The organism is Curtobacterium sp. MCPF17_046 (assembly GCF_003224295.1).
Classification (GTDB): Bacteria; Actinomycetota; Actinomycetes; order Actinomycetales; family Microbacteriaceae; genus Curtobacterium.
In genome coordinates, this window is sequence record NZ_QKLB01000016.1 from 22,106 (window position 1) to 41,431 (window position 19,326).

Annotated in this window: 23 protein-coding genes; 11 read left to right on the top strand and 12 right to left on the bottom strand. The window is 73.7% G+C overall.

Annotated features, from left to right (window positions below):
• Positions 1-7: 7 nt before the first annotated feature.
• Positions 8-1,432: an MFS transporter gene (locus tag DEJ32_RS13150; RefSeq protein ID WP_110901587.1), complete on the bottom strand. Its 1,425-nt coding sequence runs from the start codon at positions 1,430-1,432 to the stop codon at positions 8-10.
• A gap of 122 nt (positions 1,433-1,554) precedes the next feature.
• On the opposite strand from DEJ32_RS13150, the gene DEJ32_RS13155 reads away from it, so the two are divergent.
• A complete protein-coding gene (locus tag DEJ32_RS13155) occupies positions 1,555-2,796 on the top strand; it encodes a hypothetical protein (protein ID WP_110901588.1) in 1,242 nt (413 codons plus the stop codon).
• A gap of 57 nt (positions 2,797-2,853) precedes the next feature.
• Here the strand turns inward: DEJ32_RS13155 and DEJ32_RS13160 are convergent, their stop codons facing one another.
• From DEJ32_RS13160 to DEJ32_RS13170, 3 genes are all read right to left on the bottom strand, one after another.
• Positions 2,854-3,345: a pyridoxamine 5'-phosphate oxidase family protein gene (locus tag DEJ32_RS13160; RefSeq protein ID WP_110901589.1), complete on the bottom strand. Its 492-nt coding sequence runs from the start codon at positions 3,343-3,345 to the stop codon at positions 2,854-2,856.
• Positions 3,346-3,516: 171 nt separating this feature from the next.
• Entirely contained in the window at positions 3,517-4,140 is a 624-nt protein-coding gene (locus tag DEJ32_RS13165; RefSeq protein WP_110824698.1) for a hypothetical protein, read from the bottom strand.
• An 87-nt stretch (positions 4,141-4,227) separates the two neighbouring features.
• Complete coding sequence (locus tag DEJ32_RS13170; RefSeq protein WP_110901590.1) at positions 4,228-5,337, bottom strand: LLM class flavin-dependent oxidoreductase; 1,110 nt, start codon at positions 5,335-5,337, stop codon at positions 4,228-4,230.
• Positions 5,338-5,459: 122 nt separating this feature from the next.
• Here DEJ32_RS13170 and DEJ32_RS13175 point away from each other — a divergent pair, with 122 nt between their 5' ends.
• Complete coding sequence (locus DEJ32_RS13175; RefSeq protein WP_110901591.1) at positions 5,460-6,377, top strand: SDR family oxidoreductase; 918 nt, start codon at positions 5,460-5,462, stop codon at positions 6,375-6,377.
• A gap of 95 nt (positions 6,378-6,472) precedes the next feature.
• On the opposite strand, the gene DEJ32_RS13180 is transcribed toward DEJ32_RS13175, so the two are convergent.
• Complete coding sequence (locus DEJ32_RS13180) at positions 6,473-7,297, bottom strand: NRDE family protein (protein ID WP_110901592.1); 825 nt, start codon at positions 7,295-7,297, stop codon at positions 6,473-6,475.
• A 134-nt stretch (positions 7,298-7,431) separates the two neighbouring features.
• On the opposite strand from DEJ32_RS13180, the gene DEJ32_RS13185 reads away from it, so the two are divergent.
• The 7 genes from DEJ32_RS13185 (at position 7,432) to DEJ32_RS13215 (ending at position 13,105) form a co-directional block, all read left to right on the top strand.
• Entirely contained in the window at positions 7,432-8,742 is a 1,311-nt protein-coding gene (locus tag DEJ32_RS13185; RefSeq protein WP_258369054.1) for a phosphopantothenate--cysteine ligase family flavoprotein, read from the top strand.
• A 93-nt stretch (positions 8,743-8,835) separates the two neighbouring features.
• Positions 8,836-9,237: a hypothetical protein gene (locus DEJ32_RS13190; RefSeq protein ID WP_110901593.1), complete on the top strand. Its 402-nt coding sequence runs from the start codon at positions 8,836-8,838 to the stop codon at positions 9,235-9,237.
• Positions 9,234-10,058 carry a YqjF family protein gene (locus tag DEJ32_RS13195; protein WP_110901594.1) on the top strand — a complete coding sequence of 275 codons (825 nt, stop codon included), beginning with the start codon at positions 9,234-9,236 and terminating at the stop codon, positions 10,056-10,058. The genes DEJ32_RS13190 and DEJ32_RS13195 overlap by 4 nt, the downstream gene beginning before the upstream one ends.
• Complete coding sequence (locus DEJ32_RS13200; RefSeq protein WP_110901595.1) at positions 10,055-10,510, top strand: DUF1810 domain-containing protein; 456 nt, start codon at positions 10,055-10,057, stop codon at positions 10,508-10,510. Before DEJ32_RS13195 ends, DEJ32_RS13200 begins: the two co-directional genes overlap by 4 nt.
• A gap of 66 nt (positions 10,511-10,576) precedes the next feature.
• Positions 10,577-11,227, top strand: coding sequence for a GntR family transcriptional regulator (locus DEJ32_RS13205; RefSeq protein WP_110901596.1), 651 nt, complete (start codon positions 10,577-10,579; stop codon positions 11,225-11,227).
• 187 nt (positions 11,228-11,414) lie between these two features.
• Complete coding sequence (locus DEJ32_RS13210; RefSeq protein WP_110890080.1) at positions 11,415-11,870, top strand: MarR family winged helix-turn-helix transcriptional regulator; 456 nt, start codon at positions 11,415-11,417, stop codon at positions 11,868-11,870.
• A 359-nt stretch (positions 11,871-12,229) separates the two neighbouring features.
• Positions 12,230-13,105 carry a phospholipase gene (locus tag DEJ32_RS13215; protein ID WP_258369055.1) on the top strand — a complete coding sequence of 292 codons (876 nt, stop codon included), beginning with the start codon at positions 12,230-12,232 and terminating at the stop codon, positions 13,103-13,105.
• A gap of 118 nt (positions 13,106-13,223) precedes the next feature.
• Here the strand turns inward: DEJ32_RS13215 and DEJ32_RS13220 are convergent, their stop codons facing one another.
• The 3 genes from DEJ32_RS13220 to DEJ32_RS13230 are packed head-to-tail and all read right to left on the bottom strand — an operon-like array spanning position 13,224 to position 14,862.
• Positions 13,224-13,595 carry a hypothetical protein gene (locus DEJ32_RS13220; protein ID WP_110901598.1) on the bottom strand — a complete coding sequence of 124 codons (372 nt, stop codon included), beginning with the start codon at positions 13,593-13,595 and terminating at the stop codon, positions 13,224-13,226.
• Positions 13,592-14,299: a hypothetical protein gene (locus tag DEJ32_RS13225; protein ID WP_146234157.1), complete on the bottom strand. Its 708-nt coding sequence runs from the start codon at positions 14,297-14,299 to the stop codon at positions 13,592-13,594. The genes DEJ32_RS13220 and DEJ32_RS13225 overlap by 4 nt, the downstream gene beginning before the upstream one ends.
• A complete protein-coding gene (locus DEJ32_RS13230; RefSeq protein WP_110901600.1) occupies positions 14,296-14,862 on the bottom strand; it encodes an RNA polymerase sigma factor in 567 nt (188 codons plus the stop codon). Before DEJ32_RS13230 ends, DEJ32_RS13225 begins: the two co-directional genes overlap by 4 nt.
• Before the next feature lie 162 nt (positions 14,863-15,024).
• Between DEJ32_RS13230 and DEJ32_RS13235 the strand changes: the two genes are divergently transcribed.
• Positions 15,025-15,660, top strand: coding sequence for an MOSC domain-containing protein (locus DEJ32_RS13235; RefSeq protein ID WP_110901601.1), 636 nt, complete (start codon positions 15,025-15,027; stop codon positions 15,658-15,660).
• A 15-nt stretch (positions 15,661-15,675) separates the two neighbouring features.
• Here the strand turns inward: DEJ32_RS13235 and DEJ32_RS13240 are convergent, their stop codons facing one another.
• Complete coding sequence (locus tag DEJ32_RS13240) at positions 15,676-16,059, bottom strand: MmcQ/YjbR family DNA-binding protein (RefSeq protein ID WP_110824711.1); 384 nt, start codon at positions 16,057-16,059, stop codon at positions 15,676-15,678.
• 167 nt (positions 16,060-16,226) lie between these two features.
• On the opposite strand from DEJ32_RS13240, the gene DEJ32_RS13245 reads away from it, so the two are divergent.
• A complete protein-coding gene (locus DEJ32_RS13245; protein WP_110824712.1) occupies positions 16,227-16,526 on the top strand; it encodes an excalibur calcium-binding domain-containing protein in 300 nt (99 codons plus the stop codon).
• A 39-nt stretch (positions 16,527-16,565) separates the two neighbouring features.
• On the opposite strand, the gene epsC is transcribed toward DEJ32_RS13245, so the two are convergent.
• From epsC to DEJ32_RS13260, 3 genes are all read right to left on the bottom strand, one after another.
• Positions 16,566-17,150 carry a serine O-acetyltransferase EpsC gene (gene epsC / locus DEJ32_RS13250; protein ID WP_258368414.1) on the bottom strand — a complete coding sequence of 195 codons (585 nt, stop codon included), beginning with the start codon at positions 17,148-17,150 and terminating at the stop codon, positions 16,566-16,568.
• On the bottom strand, positions 17,147-18,085 hold the full coding sequence (cysK, locus tag DEJ32_RS13255; RefSeq protein WP_110824713.1) for a cysteine synthase A: 939 nt from the start codon (positions 18,083-18,085) through the stop codon (positions 17,147-17,149). The genes epsC and cysK overlap by 4 nt, the downstream gene beginning before the upstream one ends.
• Positions 18,086-18,237: 152 nt before the next feature.
• Positions 18,238-19,287 (bottom strand): dipeptidase, encoded by a 1,050-nt coding sequence (locus DEJ32_RS13260; protein WP_110901602.1) that lies wholly within the window; start codon positions 19,285-19,287, stop codon positions 18,238-18,240.
• Positions 19,288-19,326: the final 39 nt, after the last annotated feature.

A 19,326-nucleotide genomic window follows, 5' to 3' on the forward strand; every position in this document is an offset into this window, starting at 1 on the left:
CGCCCCGTCAGCGCCCCGCCGGCTCCCGTACGCGGCGGGTCGGACGGACGGTGTCCCCCGCGGTCCGGCTCATGAGCAGCCCCTCGACGCAGGCGACGAGCAGCAGGACCGTGATCACGCCGAAGGCGACCGCGTACGGCGCCGTACCGGCGAGCCCCTCCCCGCCGACGCCCGACGCGGCCCGGAGCACGACGGCGACGACGGCGACCCCGAACCCGGCCGCGGTCTGCTGCAGCGTCGAGGACAGCGTGTTCGCGGCGGTCATGTCCGGCTGCTCCACGTCCGCGAACGCGATCGTGTTGTACGCGGTGAAGCCCACCGACCGTGCGGCGCCGCTGACGACGAGGAGGACCGCGAGCAGCCAGAACGGCGTCTCCGGTGTGAGGAACACCATCGCCAGGACGGACAGCGCCGCGAGGGCGGAGGACACGACGATGACCGGACGGTACCCCCACCAGCGCAGGAACGGCGTGGTCGCGGGCTTGATGCCGAGGTTGCCGACGAAGACCCAGAGGACGGCCGACCCGGCCTCGAGTGCGGTCCACCCCCAGGCGTCCTGGAAGAGCAGCGGCAGCACGAACGGCACCGCGGACACCGCCAGGCGGAACAGGCTGCCGCCTGCGTGTGAGACACGGAAGGTCTCGAGCCGGAACGCGTCGAGCCCCATGATCGGGTGCGGTGCCCGGCGGAAGTGCCGGATCGCGAGCCAGGTGCATCCCGCACCGACGACACCGGCGACGACGGCCGGCACGACGGGCACGGTCTCGAGGGCGAGCAACGACGCCATGACGACGAGCGCGCCGAGCCCGAGGCAGGCGAGCACCGACCCGCGCCAGTCGAACGGCACCCGCTCCGGCGCACGCTCCTGCGGGACGAGGACGAGCGCCGCGACGACGGCCACCACCCCGAGCGGGATGTTGACGAGGAAGATCCAGTGCCAGGACAGCGTGTCGACGAGCACCCCGCCGAGGAAGGGCGCGATGATCGGCGCCGCGAGCGCGGGCCACGTCAGGATCGCGATCGCCGTGACGAGCTGGTCGCGACCGGCGCTGCGGAGCACCACGAGCCTCCCGACCGGCACCATCAGCGCACCGCCGAGGCCCTGCAGGATCCGCCACAGCGTCAGCTCGACGAGTCCGGTCGAGGCGGCGCAGAGCGCCGAGGCGAGCGTGAACAGCGCGATCGCGCCCACGAAGACGGTCCGGGACCCGACGCGGTCGGTGATCCACCCGCTGACCGGGATGAACACGGCCAGGGTGACGAGGTAGGCGGTGATCGCGACACCGACGGCGGCGGAGTCGACGCCGAGGTCGCGCCCCATCGCCGGTGCCGCCGTGGCCAGGATCGTCCCGTCCAGGAGCTCCATGAAGAAGGTGCCCGCCACGAGCACGGCGACCGCCGTGCTGCTCGTCCGTCGTGTCGTCGTCGTCATCGCTCCGGATGCTAGTCGGACCGCTGCGTGATCCGTGACGCGAGGTGTCCCCCCTCCCCAGCGAGCGACGACTACCGTGGAGTCGTGCCGTCTGCCCACCCCGACCTCTGCGGACCGCGCGCATGAGCCGCCTGGACGGGGTCCTCACCGGCTCGGTCGCCGCGGGTCGTCGCCGCGTGCTCGACACGGTCGTCAGCCTGCCGGCGTGGTCGGCGGTCCTGCTGCTCTGGACCGTCGGGCGCCTGGTGTCGACGATGTGGCTGATGGTCGTGTACCCACTCGTCTCGCGCGTGCAGCCGGACAATGCCATCTGGGGCAACGACCACGGGTTCACGGCGTTCCTGACGTCGTGGGACGGGCAGTACTACGAGGCGATCTCGCTGCACGGGTACCCCTCGGTCCTGCCGATCGACGCCACCGGACACGTCGCACAGAACGCCTGGGCGTTCCTGCCCGCGTTCCCGTTCACCATCCGGCTCCTCACCGTGTCGACCGGTCTGCCGTTCACCATCGGCGCCCCGACCGTCGCGATCGTCGCCGGCCTCGTCGCGACGTTCCTGCTGCACCGCCTCGTCCAGGAGCACGCCGGTGCGACCGCGGCACTGTGGGCGGTCTTCTTCTTCACGTGCGGTCCGCTGTCGTTCCTGCTGCAGGTCGGGTACGCCGAGACCGCCTTCCTGGCGCTGACCTTCGGGGCGCTGCTGGCGATGGAACGACGGCGGTACGGGCTGCTCACCGTCCTCGGGGTCGTCGCCGCGTTCACCCGTCCCGGTGCGCTCGCCATCCCGCTGACGCTCGGTGTGCTCGCGCTCCTCCGGTACTTCGCGGCGCGGCGGACGGGCGCACGGTCGCTCGACGGGTTCCCGGTCGCGGAGCGGGTCAAGGTCGTCGTCGCCGGGCTCGTCATGGCGGCGGCGGGATCGGCGTGGCCGGTCATCGCGGCCTGGGCGACCGGTCGTCCGGACGCGTACCTCGCGACCGAGATGTCCTGGTGGGTGAACTTCATCGGCCGGGTGCACTTCGTGCCGCTGTCGCCGTGGTTCCTCACCACCGCGAAGTGGCTCGGCGTCGGCGGCGTGCTCCTCGTCGTGCTCCTGCTCGTCCTCTACCCGCTGTGGTTGTCGCGCCGCTCCACCCGGCAGCTCGGGACCACCACGGTGGTGTTCGCCGCGGGGTACGCGCTGTACGTCTTCGCGGTGTCGCTGCCGATGGCGTCCACGCCCCGACTGCTCATGCCCCTCGCGCCGCTGATGGGGTCGCCGGAGCTGGTTGCGAAGCCGGGACTGCGGTGGACGCTGGTGGCCGGCGCCCTGGTGCTGCAGCCGGTGTTCGTCGCGCTCCTCTGGCTGCTCGGCCCGCCCTGACGGGACCGTCGCCGACGCCCGGGCTCGTGTCGGACACGACCCGGGCGGCGACGTGCGTCAGACCTCGAGCGTGCCGTGACTGCCGACGTCCGGCTGGGACTGGTGCCCGATCGCGGCCTTGAGGGTCTGCACGAGACCCCCGACCGGACCGGCGTCCTGCGTCCAGTACTCGACCGAGACGCCCTGCACCGTGAGCAGCCGGATCGACGGGTCGTCGCGCCCGTCCGGGAACCACGCCTCGGCGAACGGCGACCAGAGTTCGTCGACCACCGCGCGGTCCTCGGTGACGGTCGCCGTGCCGGCGATGGAGAGGTACCCGCCCTGCGACTCGATGGCGACGTTGACGTGCGGGTTCCGGGCGATGTCCTCGACCTTCTCGCTGCCGTCCTGCACGAGGAACCGCAGCGTCCCGTGGAAGGACTTGTCCTGCACGGCGAGGGGTCGGGCGTGCAGCTGGCCGTCCTCGCTGACGGTCGTGAGCAGTGCCGTCCGTGCTCCGTGGACGATGTCGGAGATGGCGGCGCGGTGGTCGGTCTGGGTGTCGGTCATGATGCTCCTTTGCGTCGTGCGCCCCGACTGCCGGCACGAGGCCGGCTCCGTGACGCGAACCGTTCCCTCCAGTCTGCCCCGATCGGCTCGGGATGCGCGAGGGACATCTGCCGGGAGGCCCGTCCCACCCCCGCGACGCCGCTCCGGCCGCGTCGGCGCGGACGGCAGCGGTCAGGCGCGCTCGCGGATGGTCGTCTCGACGTCGACCACCTGCGGGATCCGCGGCAGCGACGCGAAGCCGAACCGCACCGGCGGGTCCAGGGGCGCGAGCTCCCCGAGGGGCTCCCCCGCCCAGGTGCCACGGACACCGACCACGTCGTGCGCCCCGGTGACGCCGTAGTACTCGCGGCGGCCGCCTCCCGCGGTGCCGGCGGTGCCCGCTCCGGGAGCGACGAGCTTCGCGACGGGGTCGATCACGGTGAGCCACCGCGGGTCGCGGGCGATGCGCTTCGGGACGATGCGGAGCACCCGACCGAGCGGGGAGATCGTGCCGACGTCGACCGAGGCGACGAGGGGCCCGGCGTCGAGTTCGAGTCCGCGGGCGGTGCGCCGGGCGCTGATGTCCACGACCGACACCGCGTCGAACCGGTAGGTGCCGGAGACGTAGGCGGCGACGATCTCGTCGGGCGCGAGGAGCACACTCGACCCGTCGGGCAGCTCGACGAACACGTCGGTGAACGCGCCGAACGGGGACGACTCCCACATGCCGACGACGAACCGGACGCCGGAGGTGCTCCCGGCGCCGAGGATCCGTCCGCGGAACCGTCGTTCGGTGGTCTCGTTGCTCGGCGACATGCGGCAGACGGTACGCGGAGCAGCCCGGGAACCGCCGGGCGGACCGGTCAGCCCGTCCGGCGACGGGTCAGCCCGTCCGGTGGTGGATCAGGGGACGGGGACCGGCTCCGCGAGCAGCTCGCGGACGCGCGGCGCGACCCGCGTGCCGTACAGCTCGATCGACCGCATCATGTCCTCGTGCGGCAGGCGACCGGTCGCGTACCGCATGTCGAACCGGGTGACGCCGAGGATGCGCATGTTCCGCGCGATCTTGCGCGCGACGGTCTCCGGCGACCCGACGTACAGGGACCCGCCCGCGGACAGCCCGGCGCGGTATCCAGCCTGGTCGAGGGGCGGCCAGCCACGCTCACGACCGAGCTGGTCGGTGACGGCCTTGTGGAACGGCCAGTAGCGCTCGGCGGCCTCCTCGTCGGTCTCGGCGACGAACCCGGGCGAGTGCATCGCGATCGGCTGCTGCGGGAGCTCGAGCTGGTCGAGCGCCTGGCGGTAGAGCCGGGCGTACGGGGCGAACTGCGCGGGCTGCCCCCCGATGATCGCGAGGAACAGCGGCATGCCGTAGGACGCGGCGCGGATGACCGACTGCGGGGACCCGCCGACGCCGATCCAGGTCGGGATGGGGCCGTGTTCGAGCTTCGGGAAGACGTCCTGCTCGACGAGCGAGGCGCGCTTCGTGCCCTGCCACGTGACGGTGTCGCCGCCACGGAGGGCGCTCCAGAGCTGCAGCTTCTCCTCGAAGAGCACCTCGTAGTCCTGCAGGTCGAAGCCGAACAGCGGGAAGGACTCGGTGAAGGACCCGCGGCCCAGGACGACTTCGGCGCGCCCGTTGGAGATCGCGTCGACGGTGGCGAAGCGCTCGTACACGCGGACCGGGTCGTCGGAGGACAGCACGGTCACGGCGGAACCGAGGCGGATGCGCTCGGTCCGGGCGGCGATCGCTGCGAGGACGACCTCGGGGGCGCTCACGGAGTAGTCGGCGCGGTGGTGCTCGCCGACGCCGATGAAGTCGATGCCCACCTGGTCGGCGAGGACGGCCTCCTCGAGTAGGTTCCGCAGCGTCTGCGCGTGGGTGAGGGGGCTGCCGGCAGGACCGTCGGTGACGTCGCCGAACGTGTCGAGGCCGAGCTGCACCGGGCCGACCCGGTCGGGTGCGGGCGGCGGGACGTCCGAGGGTCGGTCCGTGCCGAAGGCGTTGCTCATGGGACCCTCCCGGATCTCGCAGTCGATCAATGCGAACGCATGAAAACTAGCACGATCGCCCGCCGACCGCACCCCCTGCCGCGGGCGAGCCGGGCACAGCGCCGCTGTGTACGGTCCACCCCATGGTGCAGTCCTCGACCCTCCCCGACCAGACCGGCCGACGCATCGTCGTCACCGGGTCCAACAGCGGCACCGGCAAGGAGGCCGCCCGTCGGCTCGCCGGGGCCGGCGCGAGCGTCGTGCTCGCGGTCCGCACCCCGTCCAAGGGCGAGGACGCCGCCGCGGAGATCCGTCGTGAGCACCCGGACGCCGACCTCGAGGTCCGGGAGCTCGACCTCGCCGACCTGTCGAGCGTGCACCGCTTCGCCGACGGCGTCATCGCCGACGACCGACCGCTCGACGTCCTCGTCAACAACGCCGGCGTGATGGCCCCGCGGGAGCGCTTCGAGACCGTCGACGGGTTCGAGCTGCAGTTCGGGACCAACTTCCTCGGCCCCTTCGCCCTGACGAACCTGCTCCTGCCGACGCTCCTCCGCGCCGAGGCGCCCCGCGTGACGACCATGTCGAGCATCGCCGCGGTGCCGGGGAAGATCCACTTCGACGACCTGCAGTGGCAGACGGGCTACCAGCCGTGGCTCGCCTACGCGCAGTCGAAGCTCGCCGACCTGCTCCTCGGGCTGCACCTGCACCAGGTCGCGATCACGCGGGAGTGGGGCCTCAGCTCGACGCTCGCGCACCCCGGCTTCACGCGGACGAACCTGCAGGCGGCGGGCCGCTCCCTCGGCCGCGACCGCCCCGTCCACGCGAGCGACCGGGCGTTCCCCTGGACGCAGGGCGTCGAGCAGGGGTCTGAGCCGCTCCTCTACGCCGCCGTGGGGCCGGGTGCGGTGTCCGGCGCCTACTACGGACCGGCCGGGCCGCTCGGCCTCACCGGGCCGACGACGCTCGCACCGATCCCGCGCTCGGCACGGGGCGTCGACCTCGCCCGCTCGCTCTGGGCGGTCGCCGAGGACCTCACCGGGACCCGCCTGCCCGACTGACGCCGGTCCGCGGGACCCGGGACGGGCCTCCCGGCGGACACCGCACCAGCCGCCCCCGCCGGGAGGCCCGTCCTGAGCCCTCCGAGGACGGTCGCCTACGCGTGGTCGTGCGTCAGCGGCCCGAGCAGGACCCCCGGCTGTGCGAGCCGGGTGTGACGCAGCACCGTCCGCTCCGGTCCGACCGCCGCGGCGACGATCGACAGGGTCGCGAAGTGCCCCTCGGGTTCGACCGTGTCCCGCAGGATCGCGTCCGGGTCGTCGGCGGGCAGGACGGTCGACCCGTCCAGCACGTCGAACCACGGACCCCAGCCGTCCTCGTCGGCAGCCAGCCCCGTGCCCCCGCCCGGCCCTGGGTCACCAGCCAGCCCCGTGCGGTCCACCTCGTCGGAGGGGTCCCGAGCGGGCGGGCCCGTCGGCGCCGGCGCGGCGCGGAACGCGTCGAGCCACCGGCCGATCCGGGGCGCCGCCGGGTCGTCCGGCTCGCCGTGCGTGACCATGTGCACGCCGGGCCCGAGCACGGTCGTCCGGACGGCCGACCCGTCCCAGGTGACGACCTCGGCCCCGTCGGCCGTCGCGCGCACGAGGTTGAAGGCCCGGCTCGTCGGCGCGGTGCCGGCCGCGCCCGGCAGGACGCCGTCGACCACGGCGTCGAGCGGCAGCGTGCCACGGGTCGTCCAGGACCCGTCGACTCCCGGGGTGTCCTCCCACCGGTTGAGCACGACCGCGAGCCCGGCACGGTCCGACGCGGCCAGCCACGCACCCCCGGCCTGCTGGTCGCGGACACCCCGGACCCCGGGGTCGCGGTCGGGCCACCACGCCGCCGGCGGGTCCCACGGCCGGTCCGGCGACTCGTCCCGCAGCGCGAGCATGGTCACGGGCCAGGCCGCGGCGGGATCGACACGGACGACGACGGTGCACATGACGGCGATCCTGCCACCCGGCGTCGGCGTTCCTCGCCATCGCCGACACTCTCCGGGGTCGCTGCTCGCACGTTCCCCCGCCGGTCGCCCGAGCGACGGCCGCACGCGTGCGCTCGGCGGGTAGCGTGAGCGCCGTGAACGAGGCAGCCCTGCAGACCGTCCGCCCCCGCACCGTCGTCGTCGGCATCACCGGCGGGATCGCCGCCTACAAGGCCGTCGGCGTCGTCCGCGACCTCGTGAAGCGCGGCCACGACGTGCACGTCGTCCCGACCGAGGGCGCGCTGCGGTTCGTCGGGCTGCCGACCCTGGAGGCGCTCAGCCGCAACCCCGTCTCCACGAGCGTCTGGGACGACGTCGCCGAGGTGCGGCACGTCGCACTCGGCCGTCGCGCCGACCTCGTCGTGATCGCCCCCGCCACCGCGGACAGCCTCGCGAAGATGGCCGCGGGCCTGGCCGGCGACCTGCTCGGCACGACCCTGCTCGCGACCGAGGCACCCGTCGTCGTCGCCCCCGCGATGCACCCGCAGATGTGGGAGCACCCGGCCACCAGGGCGAACCTCGCGACACTCCGCGCCCGTGGCGTGCACGTCGTCGGTCCCGTCGTCGGCGCCCTGACCGGCGACGATGCCGGCATCGGCCGGATGTCCGAACCGGAGGACATCGTGCGGGCCGCACTCGCCGTGCTCGACGGGACGGACAGCGGGGACGCGCACGGGGGTGCCGACATGGCCGGAGCGGCACCGCGCCTCCGCACCGGCGCCCGCGGCGAGCAGGGCGACCTGGCCGGCGTCCGCGTGGTGGTCAGCGCGGGCGGGACCCGCGAACCGCTCGACCCGGTGCGGTTCGTCGGCAACCGGTCGAGCGGCCGGCAGGGCATCGCGCTCGCCGCGGAGGCCGCGCGCCGGGGTGCGGACGTGACCCTCGTCGCCGCGAACACCGACCCCGGGCTCACCGCGGACCTGCCCGTCGAGGTCGTGCGCGTCGGGTCGGCGCAGGAGCTCGCCGCTGCCGTGCACGCCGCCGCGCCCGCAGCCGACGTCGTCGTGATGACCGCGGCGGTCGCCGACTACCGGCCGGCCGAGGTGCTCGAGTCGAAGCTCAAGAAGGAGCAGCAGGGCGACCGGATGACGCTCGAACTCGTGAAGAACCCGGACGTCCTGGCCGAACTCGTCGCCGCCCGGCGGGTCGGGCAGGTCATCGTGGGGTTCGCCGCCGAGACCGAACCCGACCGCGAGGCGCGCATCGAGCTCGGGCGCGCGAAGATCGCCCGGAAGCCGGCCGACCTGCTCGTCGTCAACCACGTGGGCTGGTCGCACGGCTTCGAGCGCGAGGAGAACGCGATCGAGGTCCTGGTGCCCGGCGGCGAGGTCGTCCGCGAGACCTCCGGGTCGAAGGCCGACGTCGCCACGGCCGTCCTCGACCTGGTCGCGACCGCGCTGGCCTGACGCCGACGCCGTCCGGACGACGAGCAGCGCCCCCGGTGCCGTCTCGGGTACCGACCTGGGCGTGTGCCGGGGCACGACGGGCACGATGGAGCGATGCGACGGCGGACCAGACGTGCACGACGTGCGACGAGGACCGCCGGTGTCCTCGCCCTCATCCTCGGCGGTGCGGGCGTGACGCACTTCCTCCGGCCCCGCGGGTACGACCGCATCGTGCCGGACGCCCTCCCGCCACGGACGACCACACTCGCGTCCGGTGTCGCCGAGCTCGGCATCGCCGCCGGGCTCCTCGTCCCGGCGACCCGACGCGGTGCCGGGTGGGCCGCTGCGGCGCTCTTCCTCGCCGTCTTCCCCGCGAACCTCAAGATGGCCGGAGACCTGCTCGAGAGCCCCCGGTCCAGCCGGACCGCACGCCTGGTCGCCGTCCTCCGCCTGCCCCTGCAGGCCCCGCTCGTCGCGTGGGCCGTGCGGGTGGCCCGACACGCCCCACGCCGATGAGTGAGGCCGCGCCCACGCCGGCGCCGGGACGGGCTGCACCGCGGTCCCGGGCCTCCGTCGCGTTGCTGCACCGACCGGTCACGGTCCACGCCTGGGACGACATCGTTTTCGCGCACTGGCGCTGCGAACCCGAGACGCTCGCACGGCTGGTCCCGCGCGGCACCCGTCCGGACGTCGTCGACGGCAGCGCCTGGGTCGGGCTCGTCGCCTACGTGTTCCGTGAGACGCAGGTCCCACCGTTCCCGCCGTCCACCCGCCTCGGCAGGATGACCGAGGTGACGATCGAGGTCCTCACGGTCGACGACGCCGGCCGCCGCGGGATCGCGTACCTGACCGTGGACACGCCGAACGTCCCCGCCATCGTCGCCGCCCATGCGCTGCTCGGCGTGCCGTACACGTTCGCCAGGGCACGCTCCCGTCGCCGCGGCGAGACCGTCGGCCACCGGTCCGTCCGGCACCCCGGGCGCGTGCGGCACCCGATCCGTGCGGTCCGCCTGGCCCGCGCGGCCCGCCGGACGCCAGGCCCGTCCACCGTCCGGCACGCCGCCTCGGTGCGCGCCGTCGCCGGCGAGGTCGACCGCTCACCGTTGGCCGCCGAGCTGACCACCCGTGCCGGCATCCACGCACGGCTGCTCGCGCAGACCCTGTTCTGGCAGCGCCAGCACCCGCCGCTCACCGTGCGGTCCGCACGACTCGAACGGCTCGAGGGCGACCTGCCCGACGCGGTCGGCCTGCCGGGCCTGTTCGACCGGGCTCCCGACTCCGTGCTCGTCGTCGACGGCACCACTGTCCGCTACGCCTGGGGGGACGTCGTCCGATGAGCACCGTGCACGACGGGTCGGACGGCGACGACCCGTTCGACCTCGACCGCTTCGTGACGGCCCTACAGGGCGTGCACGAGACCGCGCTCGCCGAGCTCCGGTCCGGGCGGAAGCGGTCGCACTGGATGTGGTTCGTGTTCCCGCAGGTCGCCGGCCTCGGTCGGAGCTCGACCGCCCGCCACTACGCGGTGACCGGCCTGCCGGAAGCCCGGGCGGTCCTCGCACACCCGGTGCTCGGACCGCGACTGCTCGACGCCGCGGCCGCGGCCGTCGACGCGCCGGCGGACTCGGCCGAGGACCTGTTCGGCGGCATCGACGCCGTGAAGGCCCGGTCGTCGATGACCCTGTTCGCCCGTGCCGCCGACGACCCGGCACCGTTCCGGGCAGTCCTGGAGCGGTGGTTCGGCGGCCACGAGGACCCCGCGACGCTGCGCCTGCTCGACCTGGCCTGACCACATCCTGCCGGTAGCACATCAGGTACGGTGAGGAGGCCCGCCCCCGATCCGGAAGGTCCTCGCATGCCGGTCCCCAGCACCGCCCCGACCGAGCACAAGCTGCTCCGCGACACCGTCCGGCAGAAGATCCACGAGGCGATCACGGACGGGACCCTCGAGCCCGGGGAGCGCCTGAACGACGAGGAGCTCATCGCCTGGCTCGGCGTCTCCCGGACCCCCATCCGCGAGGCCCTCAGCCAGCTCGCCCGGGCAGGGCTCATCGAGATGGCACCGAACCGGTACACGCGCGTGACGACGCCGGACCCGGCGCAGGTCGTCGAGGCCATGCAGACGCTCGGCGTGCTGTTCGGCGGCGTCGTCCGGCTGGCCGTGCCGCGTCTGTCGGTGGCCGCGCGGAAGCGGATCCTGTCGGCGCTCGACACGACCGTCACCGAGCTCGAGGCACACGACGTCCCGGCGGTGAACCGTGGCGCCCTCGGGGTGTTCGCGCTGTACGTCGACGAGTGCGGCAACGCGGACCTGCAGCGTGTCTGCCGCGACACGATGGACGGCCTGGCCTTCCGGCTGCGGTTGCCGGACCTCGACCGGCTCGTCGACTGGGACCGGATGACCGAGGACTTCCGGCGGCTCCGGACGGCCACGGCCGACGGGGACAACGTCGCCGCGGAGCTCGCCACCGAGGCCATCCACCTCCTCCCGGGCGAGAAGCGCTGACCCCGTAGCCGTCCATTCCCTGAACGTCCGCACAGGGTCGGAGCGGGCCGACCGGGAGCAGGGCCTGACCTCGTCACCGGACACGGTCCCGCCGATCCCGGCGGTCACGCTCGTGTCCCCCGATCTGCACCGCCCCGGCGACCGCTACGATCGTGCTCACCACCCGACCGATCCCCGCGGAGCAGCCATGACCGACCTCGACCCGGACCGCACCGAGGTCGCCGCACGACTCGCCGCGGCGGTCGGTCGGATCAACCGGCGGGCGCGCACCGACTCCGCGTCACTCGGCTACGGCATCGTGTCGGCACTCGCCTCCATCGTGCAGCACGGCCCCCTGCGCCCCGGCGACTTGTCGCGGATCGAGGTCGTCACCAAGCCGACGATGACCCGCATCCTGACCGAGCTCGAGCAGCGCGGCTTCATCGAGCGCGACGCCGATCCGCGTGACGGCCGGGCCTTCATGGTGAGCGCGACACCCGCTGGCGTGGACGCCGTCGACGCGGCCCGTTCGGAGCGCACCGGCATCGTCGCCGGCCTCATCGCGGAACTGTCCCCCGACGACGTCGACGCGATCGCCCGCGCCCTCGACGCACTGGAGCGCGTCGCCCAGAGTCCGACCGCCCGGGCGGCCGGGTCCTCCTGACCGCTCGCGCCTCGTTACCGAACCGTTACCGGGCCTCCGGCCGGTCTCCGGTGCGCAGGTGCTGACGACACGTCCAGGATCACGGGTCATCGTGGCGGCTTCGCCCCGCGGGTGACCTGAGCGTCACCGCGCCGCGGCGGAACGGACGGGCCCCACACCACCGTCCGCTCCTCCCCCGGCTCGCGGGTCCACGCGACGACGCGGACGGCAGGGTCTCCCGCCCCTGTCGTCTCCCCGGTGCGCCCGACCGTCCCCGACGCTCGGCCGCACCGGTGTCCGGCGTGCGCCCCACCCGCGCACCCGTCCGGACAGCCGTCCACCGAGGACCCGCACCACGAGCCGGCCGACCCCCGGAAACCATGACGCGAACCACTCCCCGCACCGGTGCCCCGGCACCCGGCACCCGCCGCGCCGCCCTCGACACCCCCTCCCGTCGCATGCGTCGGACCCTGCGCAAGCACGGCGTCCTCCTCGCCGGCGGGGCCGCGGTCGTCGCGATCGCCGGCGGCGCCCTCACCGTGACGCAGCCCGCACTCGGCGACGCGCTCGGCGTGCCCAGCGCCTCCGCGACCCCCGGCCTGAGCGGCACCGACCTCGGCCGGGCCCAGGCCGCAGCGACGGTCGCGACCGCCCGCACCGTCGTGCAGGACGCCAACGACGAGACCGACACCGCCGAGCTCGAGCAGCACATCGCATCGCTGGCGGACATCCGTTCGCTGTCCGGCTCGGCGCTGACCGAACGCATCGCCGCGACCGTCGACACCACGCAGGAGGTCGCTCAGGCGAGCGCCGACCAGGACGCGCAGGACGCCGCCGACCGGCGGGCGGCAGCGCAGCGGGCTGCCGACCGGGCGGCCGCGGCGGAGGCAGTCGCCGCTCGTGCCGCGGCGGAACGGGCTGCCGCCGAAGCGCAGGCCCGCGCGAACACCCCCGCCGGGGCGAAGACCGCGGCGGCGTCGATGGCGGCGTCCGAGTACGGCTGGGGCGCAGACCAGTTCCAGTGCCTCGACAGCCTGTGGACGAAGGAGTCCGGCTGGGACTACCAGGCCGTCAACCCGGACGGCGGCGCGACCGGCATCCCGCAGGCGCTCCCCGGCTCGAAGATGGCCTCGGTCGCCGCCGACTGGCAGACGAACGCCAGCACCCAGATCACCTGGGGCCTGCGCTACATCGACGCCTCCTACGGCACCCCGTGCAGCGCGTGGTCGCACTCGCAGGCGGTCAACTGGTACTGAGCCGGGCAGCCCGCTGCCGCGACCGCCCGACGTCCCGGGCCGACCAGGTGGTGAGCGAGCGACGCGACGGGCCGGTGTCGGGCCTCCCGTCCGGCGCAGCCCGGGCCGAGGACGACCGTCAGCCGATGCGCGCGACCCGCACGTCGATGCGGGTCGGTGTCCGACCCGCGGCGGACGCGGCCGCGAGCGCGGCGTCGTGGACGGCATGTGCGACGGCGGGGGCCGGCGCGCTCCCGTCCGTCCCGATGACCAGGTGGAGCACCGGACCGTCGACGCCGACGCGCGCACCGGCCGGGCCCGCACCGGCAGCGCCGGGGGCGAGGCGGCGGACGGCCGCGACGGCGCTGCCGATGGTCGGCCGCGGCCGGTAGAGGTCGGTGACGCCGGGGACGGCGAGCACGGCGGCCTCGACCGCCAGGAGCGTCTCCGCGGTCCAGGGTGTGGCGGTCTCGTCGGTGACGTCGCCGCCGGTGGTGGTCTGGTCGGTCATCGCGAGGTCTCCTCGTCCGTGGTCCGCTCGTCCGTGGCCCGCTCGTCCGTGGCCCCCTCGTCCGTGGTCCGGGGTGTGATGAGGTCACGGACGACGACGTCCACCGCGACCACGGTCAGGTCGGTCTGGGTGGCGAGTGCCTCCTCGACGGCCAGCCGCACGGCGTCCGCGGTCGGGACGAGCCGGCGGCCGGCGACCACGGCGACCTCCACCGAGACCCGCACGGGTGCCGCGAGCGCCGTCACGTCACCGTCGAGCAGACAGCGGGAGACCACAACGCCGGGGACCTCGTCGCCGGCACGACGGACGAGTGACCGGACGGCGCCCTCGGTCAGGACCGGGCGCTCGGTCGGGGCCGCGGCGCGCAGCGGGATGTCCCGTCCGGCACGGACCTCGAGCGAGATGTTCGCCAGGACGCCGCCGATCCAGGACTCGTCGGCGGGCGGCTCGGCCTCGGCCGCCTGGTCGAGCGACGCGAGCGAGGCGTGTCGCACCCGCAGGATGGCGGCGAGGGCGTTCTGGCACGCGGGGCTGTCGTCGATGGTGGGGTCCGCCGGCTGCATCCCGGCGTCGAGGTAGTCGGAGAGCTCGTCGATCGTGTGCCCGTCCAGGTCCTCGGGCTCGAGGGTCGCGAGGCCGGGCTCGTCCGGTACGGACGCACCGTCCGGTCCGGACGCGGCGGTCGGTTCGGGTGCGGCGGTCATCGCCATCCCTCCATGAGTCGGATCATGTTCTTCCGGGCGCGGGACAGGATCCCGCGGACGGTCGACGTCGGCAGGCCGAGCTCCTCGGCGATGTCCTCGTAGCGGTACTCGAGGACCTCCTTCATCACCCAGCACCGGCGTTGGTCGGGGGGCAGTGCGGTGAGTGCTCGCTCGACGGCGTCCTCGCGAGAGTGCGCCTCGGCGACCCGCTCGGGGGCCGCGTCGGACGGTGCAGCGACCTCGAGTTCGGTGACGTCGTCGTGGTCCCGGCGCGACCGGATGCGGTCCAGGCACTTCCGGCTGAGGATGCGCATCAGCCAGGCCTTGACCCGCCGGCGGTCCTCGAGCCCGTCGAGTCGGTTCCAGGCGGTGATGAAGGTCTCCTGGACCACGTCGTCGAGCTCGTCCGTCGACCCGAGCGTGCGTCGCGCGTAGGCCCGGAGCAGCGGCGTGTGTCGTCGGATGAGGACCTCGAACGCCCGGACGTCACCGTCGGTGGCACGGTCGGCGAGCACCTCGTCGTCGAGGTCGACGAGATCCGTCCGGTGTTGCTGCGGCTGCACAGTTTCCTTTTACTGGGAGCGGTTGCGAACGGCCCGCGTGTCGGCGGTCCGGAGCGCTCGGACACCGATGAGACGGACGCCGGCGCCGGATCGTCACACCGGATCCGGCGTGCCCGATGCGCACGGGTGCGCGCCCGGGCCGACGTACGGCAGGCTGTCCCCATGTCCGTCGTCACCGCCGTCTGCCGCGTCGACCAGCTGCTCCCGGACTCCGGCACGATCGGCATCACCGCGATCGACAAGCGACCGGTGCCGGGTCCGGTCCGCGTCCGTCCCCTCGGCCTGCACGCCGACGTGCAGGCGGACCGGAAGCACCACGGCGGTGAGGACCAGGCCGTCTACGTGTACGCCGACGAGGACGCCGCGTACTTCGCCGGACAGCTCGACAGGCCGATCCCGCCCGGGCTCTTCGGCGAGAACCTGCGCACCTCCGGCATCGACGTCACCGGCCTCGTGATCGGCGAGCGGTGGCGGATCGGCGAGGTCCTGGAACTCGAGGCGACGATCCCGCGGACCCCATGCGGCACCTTCGCCCGGCGGATGGGGATCGACAAGTGGGTGAAGCGCTTCGCGGAGGAGGGCCGCCCCGGTGCGTACTTCCGCGTCAAGCGCTCCGGCCCCGTGGCCGCGGGCGACACCGTGACGGTGCTGGCGCGCCCCGAGCACGGCGTCACGATCGGGCAGATGTTCGCCGGACTCAGCGCGGACCAGGCAGCTGCGGTGCTCGCCTCGGGTGACGGGCTCGCTCCGAAGGTCGTCCGGGAGGCCCAGCTCGCGCTCCGGCGCGCCGCCGTCTGACCGGGGACGGCCGGGTCAGGGCTGCTGAGCACCGCGGGTCGGGTCGAGTGGACGACGGGCACGGGGCAGGCCTGCGACGACGAGGTCCCACGCGTTCGCGACGAGGTCCTCGACGAACGCCTCGTCGAGTCCGGGTCCCGGGGAGAGCGTGATCCAGTGGCGCTTGTCCATGTGCCAGCCCGGCGTGACCTCGGCGAGGTCCCGCACCAGCGCGGCGCCGTGCGGCGGCGCGCACTTGAGGGTGACGATCGCGACGCCGCGGAGTTCGGTCGTCATCACGAACATCTTCTCGACGACCTTGTAGACGTCCGTGCCCTCGCCGAAGGGCTGCGTCTCGGTCACTGCCGGGAGGGCCATCGCCGTCCGTGCGGCGACCGACTGCAGGGTGCTGCCGTCCATGCACCCATGATGACGGGGACCAGGGACACCGACGGGACGGAACGGGTCACGGTGTCGAGGCCGGGTCGGTGCATGCCTCGATCGGGGGGTGAAGATGCCTCATCGATTCGCAGTACCCTCGTCCTGCCTGCGTACCCGACGCCGGTCATCGCTCCGGAGGAACCGCCATGAAGACCACCCGCACCCTCGGCGTCACCGCCCTCGCGCTCGCGCTCACCGTCGGCGGCGTCGTCGGCACCGCGACCAGCGCCTCCGCGGCCCCGAAGACCTACGCGAACTGCACCGCCGTCCACAAGGTGTACTCGGGCGGCATCGCGAAGAAGTCGGTCACGAAGAACAAGGTGACCTCCGCCGGGAAGACGTCGTACCGCGCACTCAAGGGCACCGTGAAGAAGGACGACGCGCTCTACAACGCGAACAAGAAGATGGACCGCGACGCCGACGGGATCGCCTGCGAGAAGAGCTGACCGCTCCGACGCGCACCGGGGCCGGCCGGGCGGGACGGTTCAGAGTTCCGGCACGCCCTCGTGACCGGAACGTGGCCGGGCCGTCCCGGCGACGCCGGTGACGACGGAGCCGGGCGGCACGTCCTTCGTGACGACCGTGCCGGCTCCGACGACCGAGTCGTCGCCGACCGTGATCCCGCCGATGACGGCGGAGCCCGCCCCCAGGACGACCCGGTCGCCCACCGTCGGGTGGCGCTTGGAACCCGGCCCCGGACCTCCGCCTCGACCCCCGAGCGTCACGCCGTGGAAGACGAGGACGTCGTCACCGATCACGGCCGTCTCCCCGATCACCACGCCGATGCCGTGGTCGATGAAGAACCGCCGTCCGATCCGTGCACCCGGGTGGATCTCGATCCCCGTCAGGGTCCGGGTGGCCTGCGCCAGGATGCGCGCCACCGTGCGGGAGCCGGGCAGGCCGCGCGCGTGCCACAACCGGTGCGCGACGCGGTGCGACCAGACGGCGTGCAGGCCCGAGTAGACGATTGCGTTCTCGAGGTCCCCGCGCGCGGCGGGGTCACCGCGGCGTGCGGCGGCGAGGTCCTCCCGGACCGTCCGCAGCACGCCGCGGCGTGGGGCCGTCGTCACGCAGAGAGCCCCTCGAAGAGCACCGTCGACAGGTAGCGCTCCCCCGTGTCGCAGACGATCGCGACGACGCGCTTGCCGGCGTTCTCCGGCCGCGCCGCGACCTGCAGGGCTGCGTGGATGATGGCACCCGAGGAGATGCCGGACAGGATGCCCTCCTCCGTGGCCAGCGCGCGGGCGACCCGCAGGGCGTCGTCGAGCTCGACGTCGATGACCTCGTCGATCACCGAACGGTCGAGCACCTCCGGGACGAAGTTCGCCCCGATGCCGGCGATCTTGTGCGGCCCGGCCGTGCCCTTGGTCAGGAGGGGCGAGTCGGCCGGTTCGACGGCGATGACCTGCACACCGGGGACGCGCTCCTTGAGGACCTGCCCGACACCGGTGATGGTGCCGCCGGTCCCGACACCCGCGACGAACACGTCGACGTGTTCCTCGGTGTCGCGGAGGATCTCCTGCGCCGTGGTCCGGCGGTGGATCGCTGCGTTCGCGGTCGTCTCGAACTGGTGGGCGAGGATCGCGCCCGGGGTCTCGTCGACGATCTGACCGGCGCGTTCGACGGCGCCCTTCATGCCCTCGGAGCCCGGGGTCAGGACGATCTCCGCTCCGTACGCGCGCATCACGGCCCGGCGCTCGACGCTCATGGTCTCGGGCATCGTGATGACGACCTTGTACCCGCGGGCCGCACCGACGAGGGCGAGGGCGATGCCGGTGTTGCCCGACGAACCCTCGACGATCGTGCCGCCGGGCTTCAGCTCGCCGGACTCCTCGGCGGCGTCGATGATCGCGACACCCAGACGGTCCTTGACGCTCGCACCGGGGTTGTAGAACTCGAGCTTGGCGAGGACCTCGGCCCCACCCTCCTGCGGCAGACGGTTCAGCCGCACGAGCGGGGTGTTGCCGAAGGCCTGGGAGATGTCGTCGTAGATGGTGCCGCTCATCGCTTCCGTCCTCACGTCGGTTGCCGCAGCCCCTCCCGTGGAGGCGCGGTGCGCTCGCGATCCTAGCGACCGCACCCAGGGCGGTCCTGTTCCGTGACGGAACGGTCCGCGGAGCGGTGCCGAGCGTGCCGGCGACCCGCGCCTTCCGTCCGTCAGCGCGGAGCGACCGCGAGGTGCGCCGTCCGCGCGAAGCGCTCGTCCGTGGCCTCGAGTACCCGCAGGACGTTGCCGCCGGCGAGTGCCCGGAGGTCCGCGTCGCCCCAACCGCGGCGGCGCAGCTCCTCGGCCAGCACCGGGTACCGGGACACGTCCCGCAGGTCCGGCGGCAGCACCGGGGTGCCGTCGTAGTCGCCACCGAGCCCGATGTGCGCAGCTCCTGCCACATCCCGGGCGTGCTCGACGTGGTCGGCGACGTCCGCCACGGTGACGTGCGGCGGCTCCCCGAGTGAACCGGCCTCCTCCCAGTCCGCCCACGCCCGCGAGACGAACGCGGGCACGAACGTCACCATGACCACGCCGCCGTTGTCCGCGAGGCGGGCGAGCACGTCGTCGGGGACGTTCCGCGGGTGGTCGGCGACCGCGACGGTCGACGAGTGGCTGAACACGACCGGTCGTGTGGCGACGTCGAGGGCGTCCCGCATCGTGGCGGGGGCGGTGTGCGACAGGTCGACGAGCATCCCGATGTGTTCCATCTCGGCGACGACCTCTCGTCCGCGATCGGTCAGTCCGTCGTGCGCCCGCGCTCCCGTGGCCGAGTCGGCCCACGGAGTGTCCTCGGTGTGCGTCAGGGTCATGTAGCGGACGCCGAGCCGGGCGAAGTCGCGGAGGACCGCGAGGTCGTCCCCGATGGAGTGGCCGCCCTCCGCGCCGAGGAGCGAGGCGATGCGGCCGGAGGCGACGGCGGCGCGGACCTCGTCCGCCGTGCGGGCGAGCGCCAGGTCGTCCTGGTACCGGTCCACCATGCGGTGCACGAGGTCGATCTGCTGGAGGGTCGTCCGGACCGGGTCCGGCTCCTCGACGGGTACGTAGACCGACCAGAACTGTCCGACGACCCCACCGGCCCGGAGCTTCGGCAGGTCGGTGTGGAGGGAGTCGGTCTCGGAGTCGATGCCGTCCAGACCGGATGCGTGCGTGTCGCGGCGTTCCCACGGCAGGTCGTTGTGTCCGTCGATGACGGGGAAGGCGAGGGCGTCGAGGTCCATCCCCCGACCGTAGCGCCAGGTCAGCGGCAGCTCGGCGGC

Excerpts from the sequence above, each read along its gene's own strand:
- DEJ32_RS13180 (WP_110901592.1), bottom strand. The coding sequence starts at position 7,297 with ATGTGCACCGTCGTCGTCCGTGTCGATCCCGCCGCGGCCTGGCCCGTG.
- DEJ32_RS13245 (WP_110824712.1), top strand. The coding sequence starts at position 16,227 with ATGAAGACCACCCGCACCCTCGGCGTCACCGCCCTCGCGCTCGCGCTC.
- DEJ32_RS13165 (WP_110824698.1), bottom strand. The coding sequence starts at position 4,140 with ATGTCGCCGAGCAACGAGACCACCGAACGACGGTTCCGCGGACGGATC.
- DEJ32_RS13205 (WP_110901596.1), top strand. The coding sequence starts at position 10,577 with ATGCCGGTCCCCAGCACCGCCCCGACCGAGCACAAGCTGCTCCGCGAC.
- DEJ32_RS13200 (WP_110901595.1), top strand. The coding sequence starts at position 10,055 with ATGAGCACCGTGCACGACGGGTCGGACGGCGACGACCCGTTCGACCTC.
- DEJ32_RS13260 (WP_110901602.1), bottom strand. The coding sequence starts at position 19,287 with ATGGACCTCGACGCCCTCGCCTTCCCCGTCATCGACGGACACAACGAC.
- DEJ32_RS13150 (WP_110901587.1), bottom strand. The coding sequence starts at position 1,432 with ATGACGACGACGACACGACGGACGAGCAGCACGGCGGTCGCCGTGCTC.
- DEJ32_RS13225 (WP_146234157.1), bottom strand. The coding sequence starts at position 14,299 with ATGACCGCCGCACCCGAACCGACCGCCGCGTCCGGACCGGACGGTGCG.
- DEJ32_RS13210 (WP_110890080.1), top strand. The coding sequence starts at position 11,415 with ATGACCGACCTCGACCCGGACCGCACCGAGGTCGCCGCACGACTCGCC.
- DEJ32_RS13175 (WP_110901591.1), top strand. The coding sequence starts at position 5,460 with ATGGTGCAGTCCTCGACCCTCCCCGACCAGACCGGCCGACGCATCGTC.
- DEJ32_RS13215 (WP_258369055.1), top strand. The coding sequence starts at position 12,230 with ATGACGCGAACCACTCCCCGCACCGGTGCCCCGGCACCCGGCACCCGC.
- DEJ32_RS13190 (WP_110901593.1), top strand. The coding sequence starts at position 8,836 with ATGCGACGGCGGACCAGACGTGCACGACGTGCGACGAGGACCGCCGGT.
- cysK (WP_110824713.1), bottom strand. The coding sequence starts at position 18,085 with ATGAGCGGCACCATCTACGACGACATCTCCCAGGCCTTCGGCAACACC.
- DEJ32_RS13195 (WP_110901594.1), top strand. The coding sequence starts at position 9,234 with ATGAGTGAGGCCGCGCCCACGCCGGCGCCGGGACGGGCTGCACCGCGG.
- DEJ32_RS13155 (WP_110901588.1), top strand. The coding sequence starts at position 1,555 with ATGAGCCGCCTGGACGGGGTCCTCACCGGCTCGGTCGCCGCGGGTCGT.
- DEJ32_RS13235 (WP_110901601.1), top strand. The coding sequence starts at position 15,025 with ATGTCCGTCGTCACCGCCGTCTGCCGCGTCGACCAGCTGCTCCCGGAC.
- DEJ32_RS13160 (WP_110901589.1), bottom strand. The coding sequence starts at position 3,345 with ATGACCGACACCCAGACCGACCACCGCGCCGCCATCTCCGACATCGTC.
- DEJ32_RS13170 (WP_110901590.1), bottom strand. The coding sequence starts at position 5,337 with ATGAGCAACGCCTTCGGCACGGACCGACCCTCGGACGTCCCGCCGCCC.
- DEJ32_RS13240 (WP_110824711.1), bottom strand. The coding sequence starts at position 16,059 with ATGGACGGCAGCACCCTGCAGTCGGTCGCCGCACGGACGGCGATGGCC.
- DEJ32_RS13220 (WP_110901598.1), bottom strand. The coding sequence starts at position 13,595 with ATGACCGACCAGACCACCACCGGCGGCGACGTCACCGACGAGACCGCC.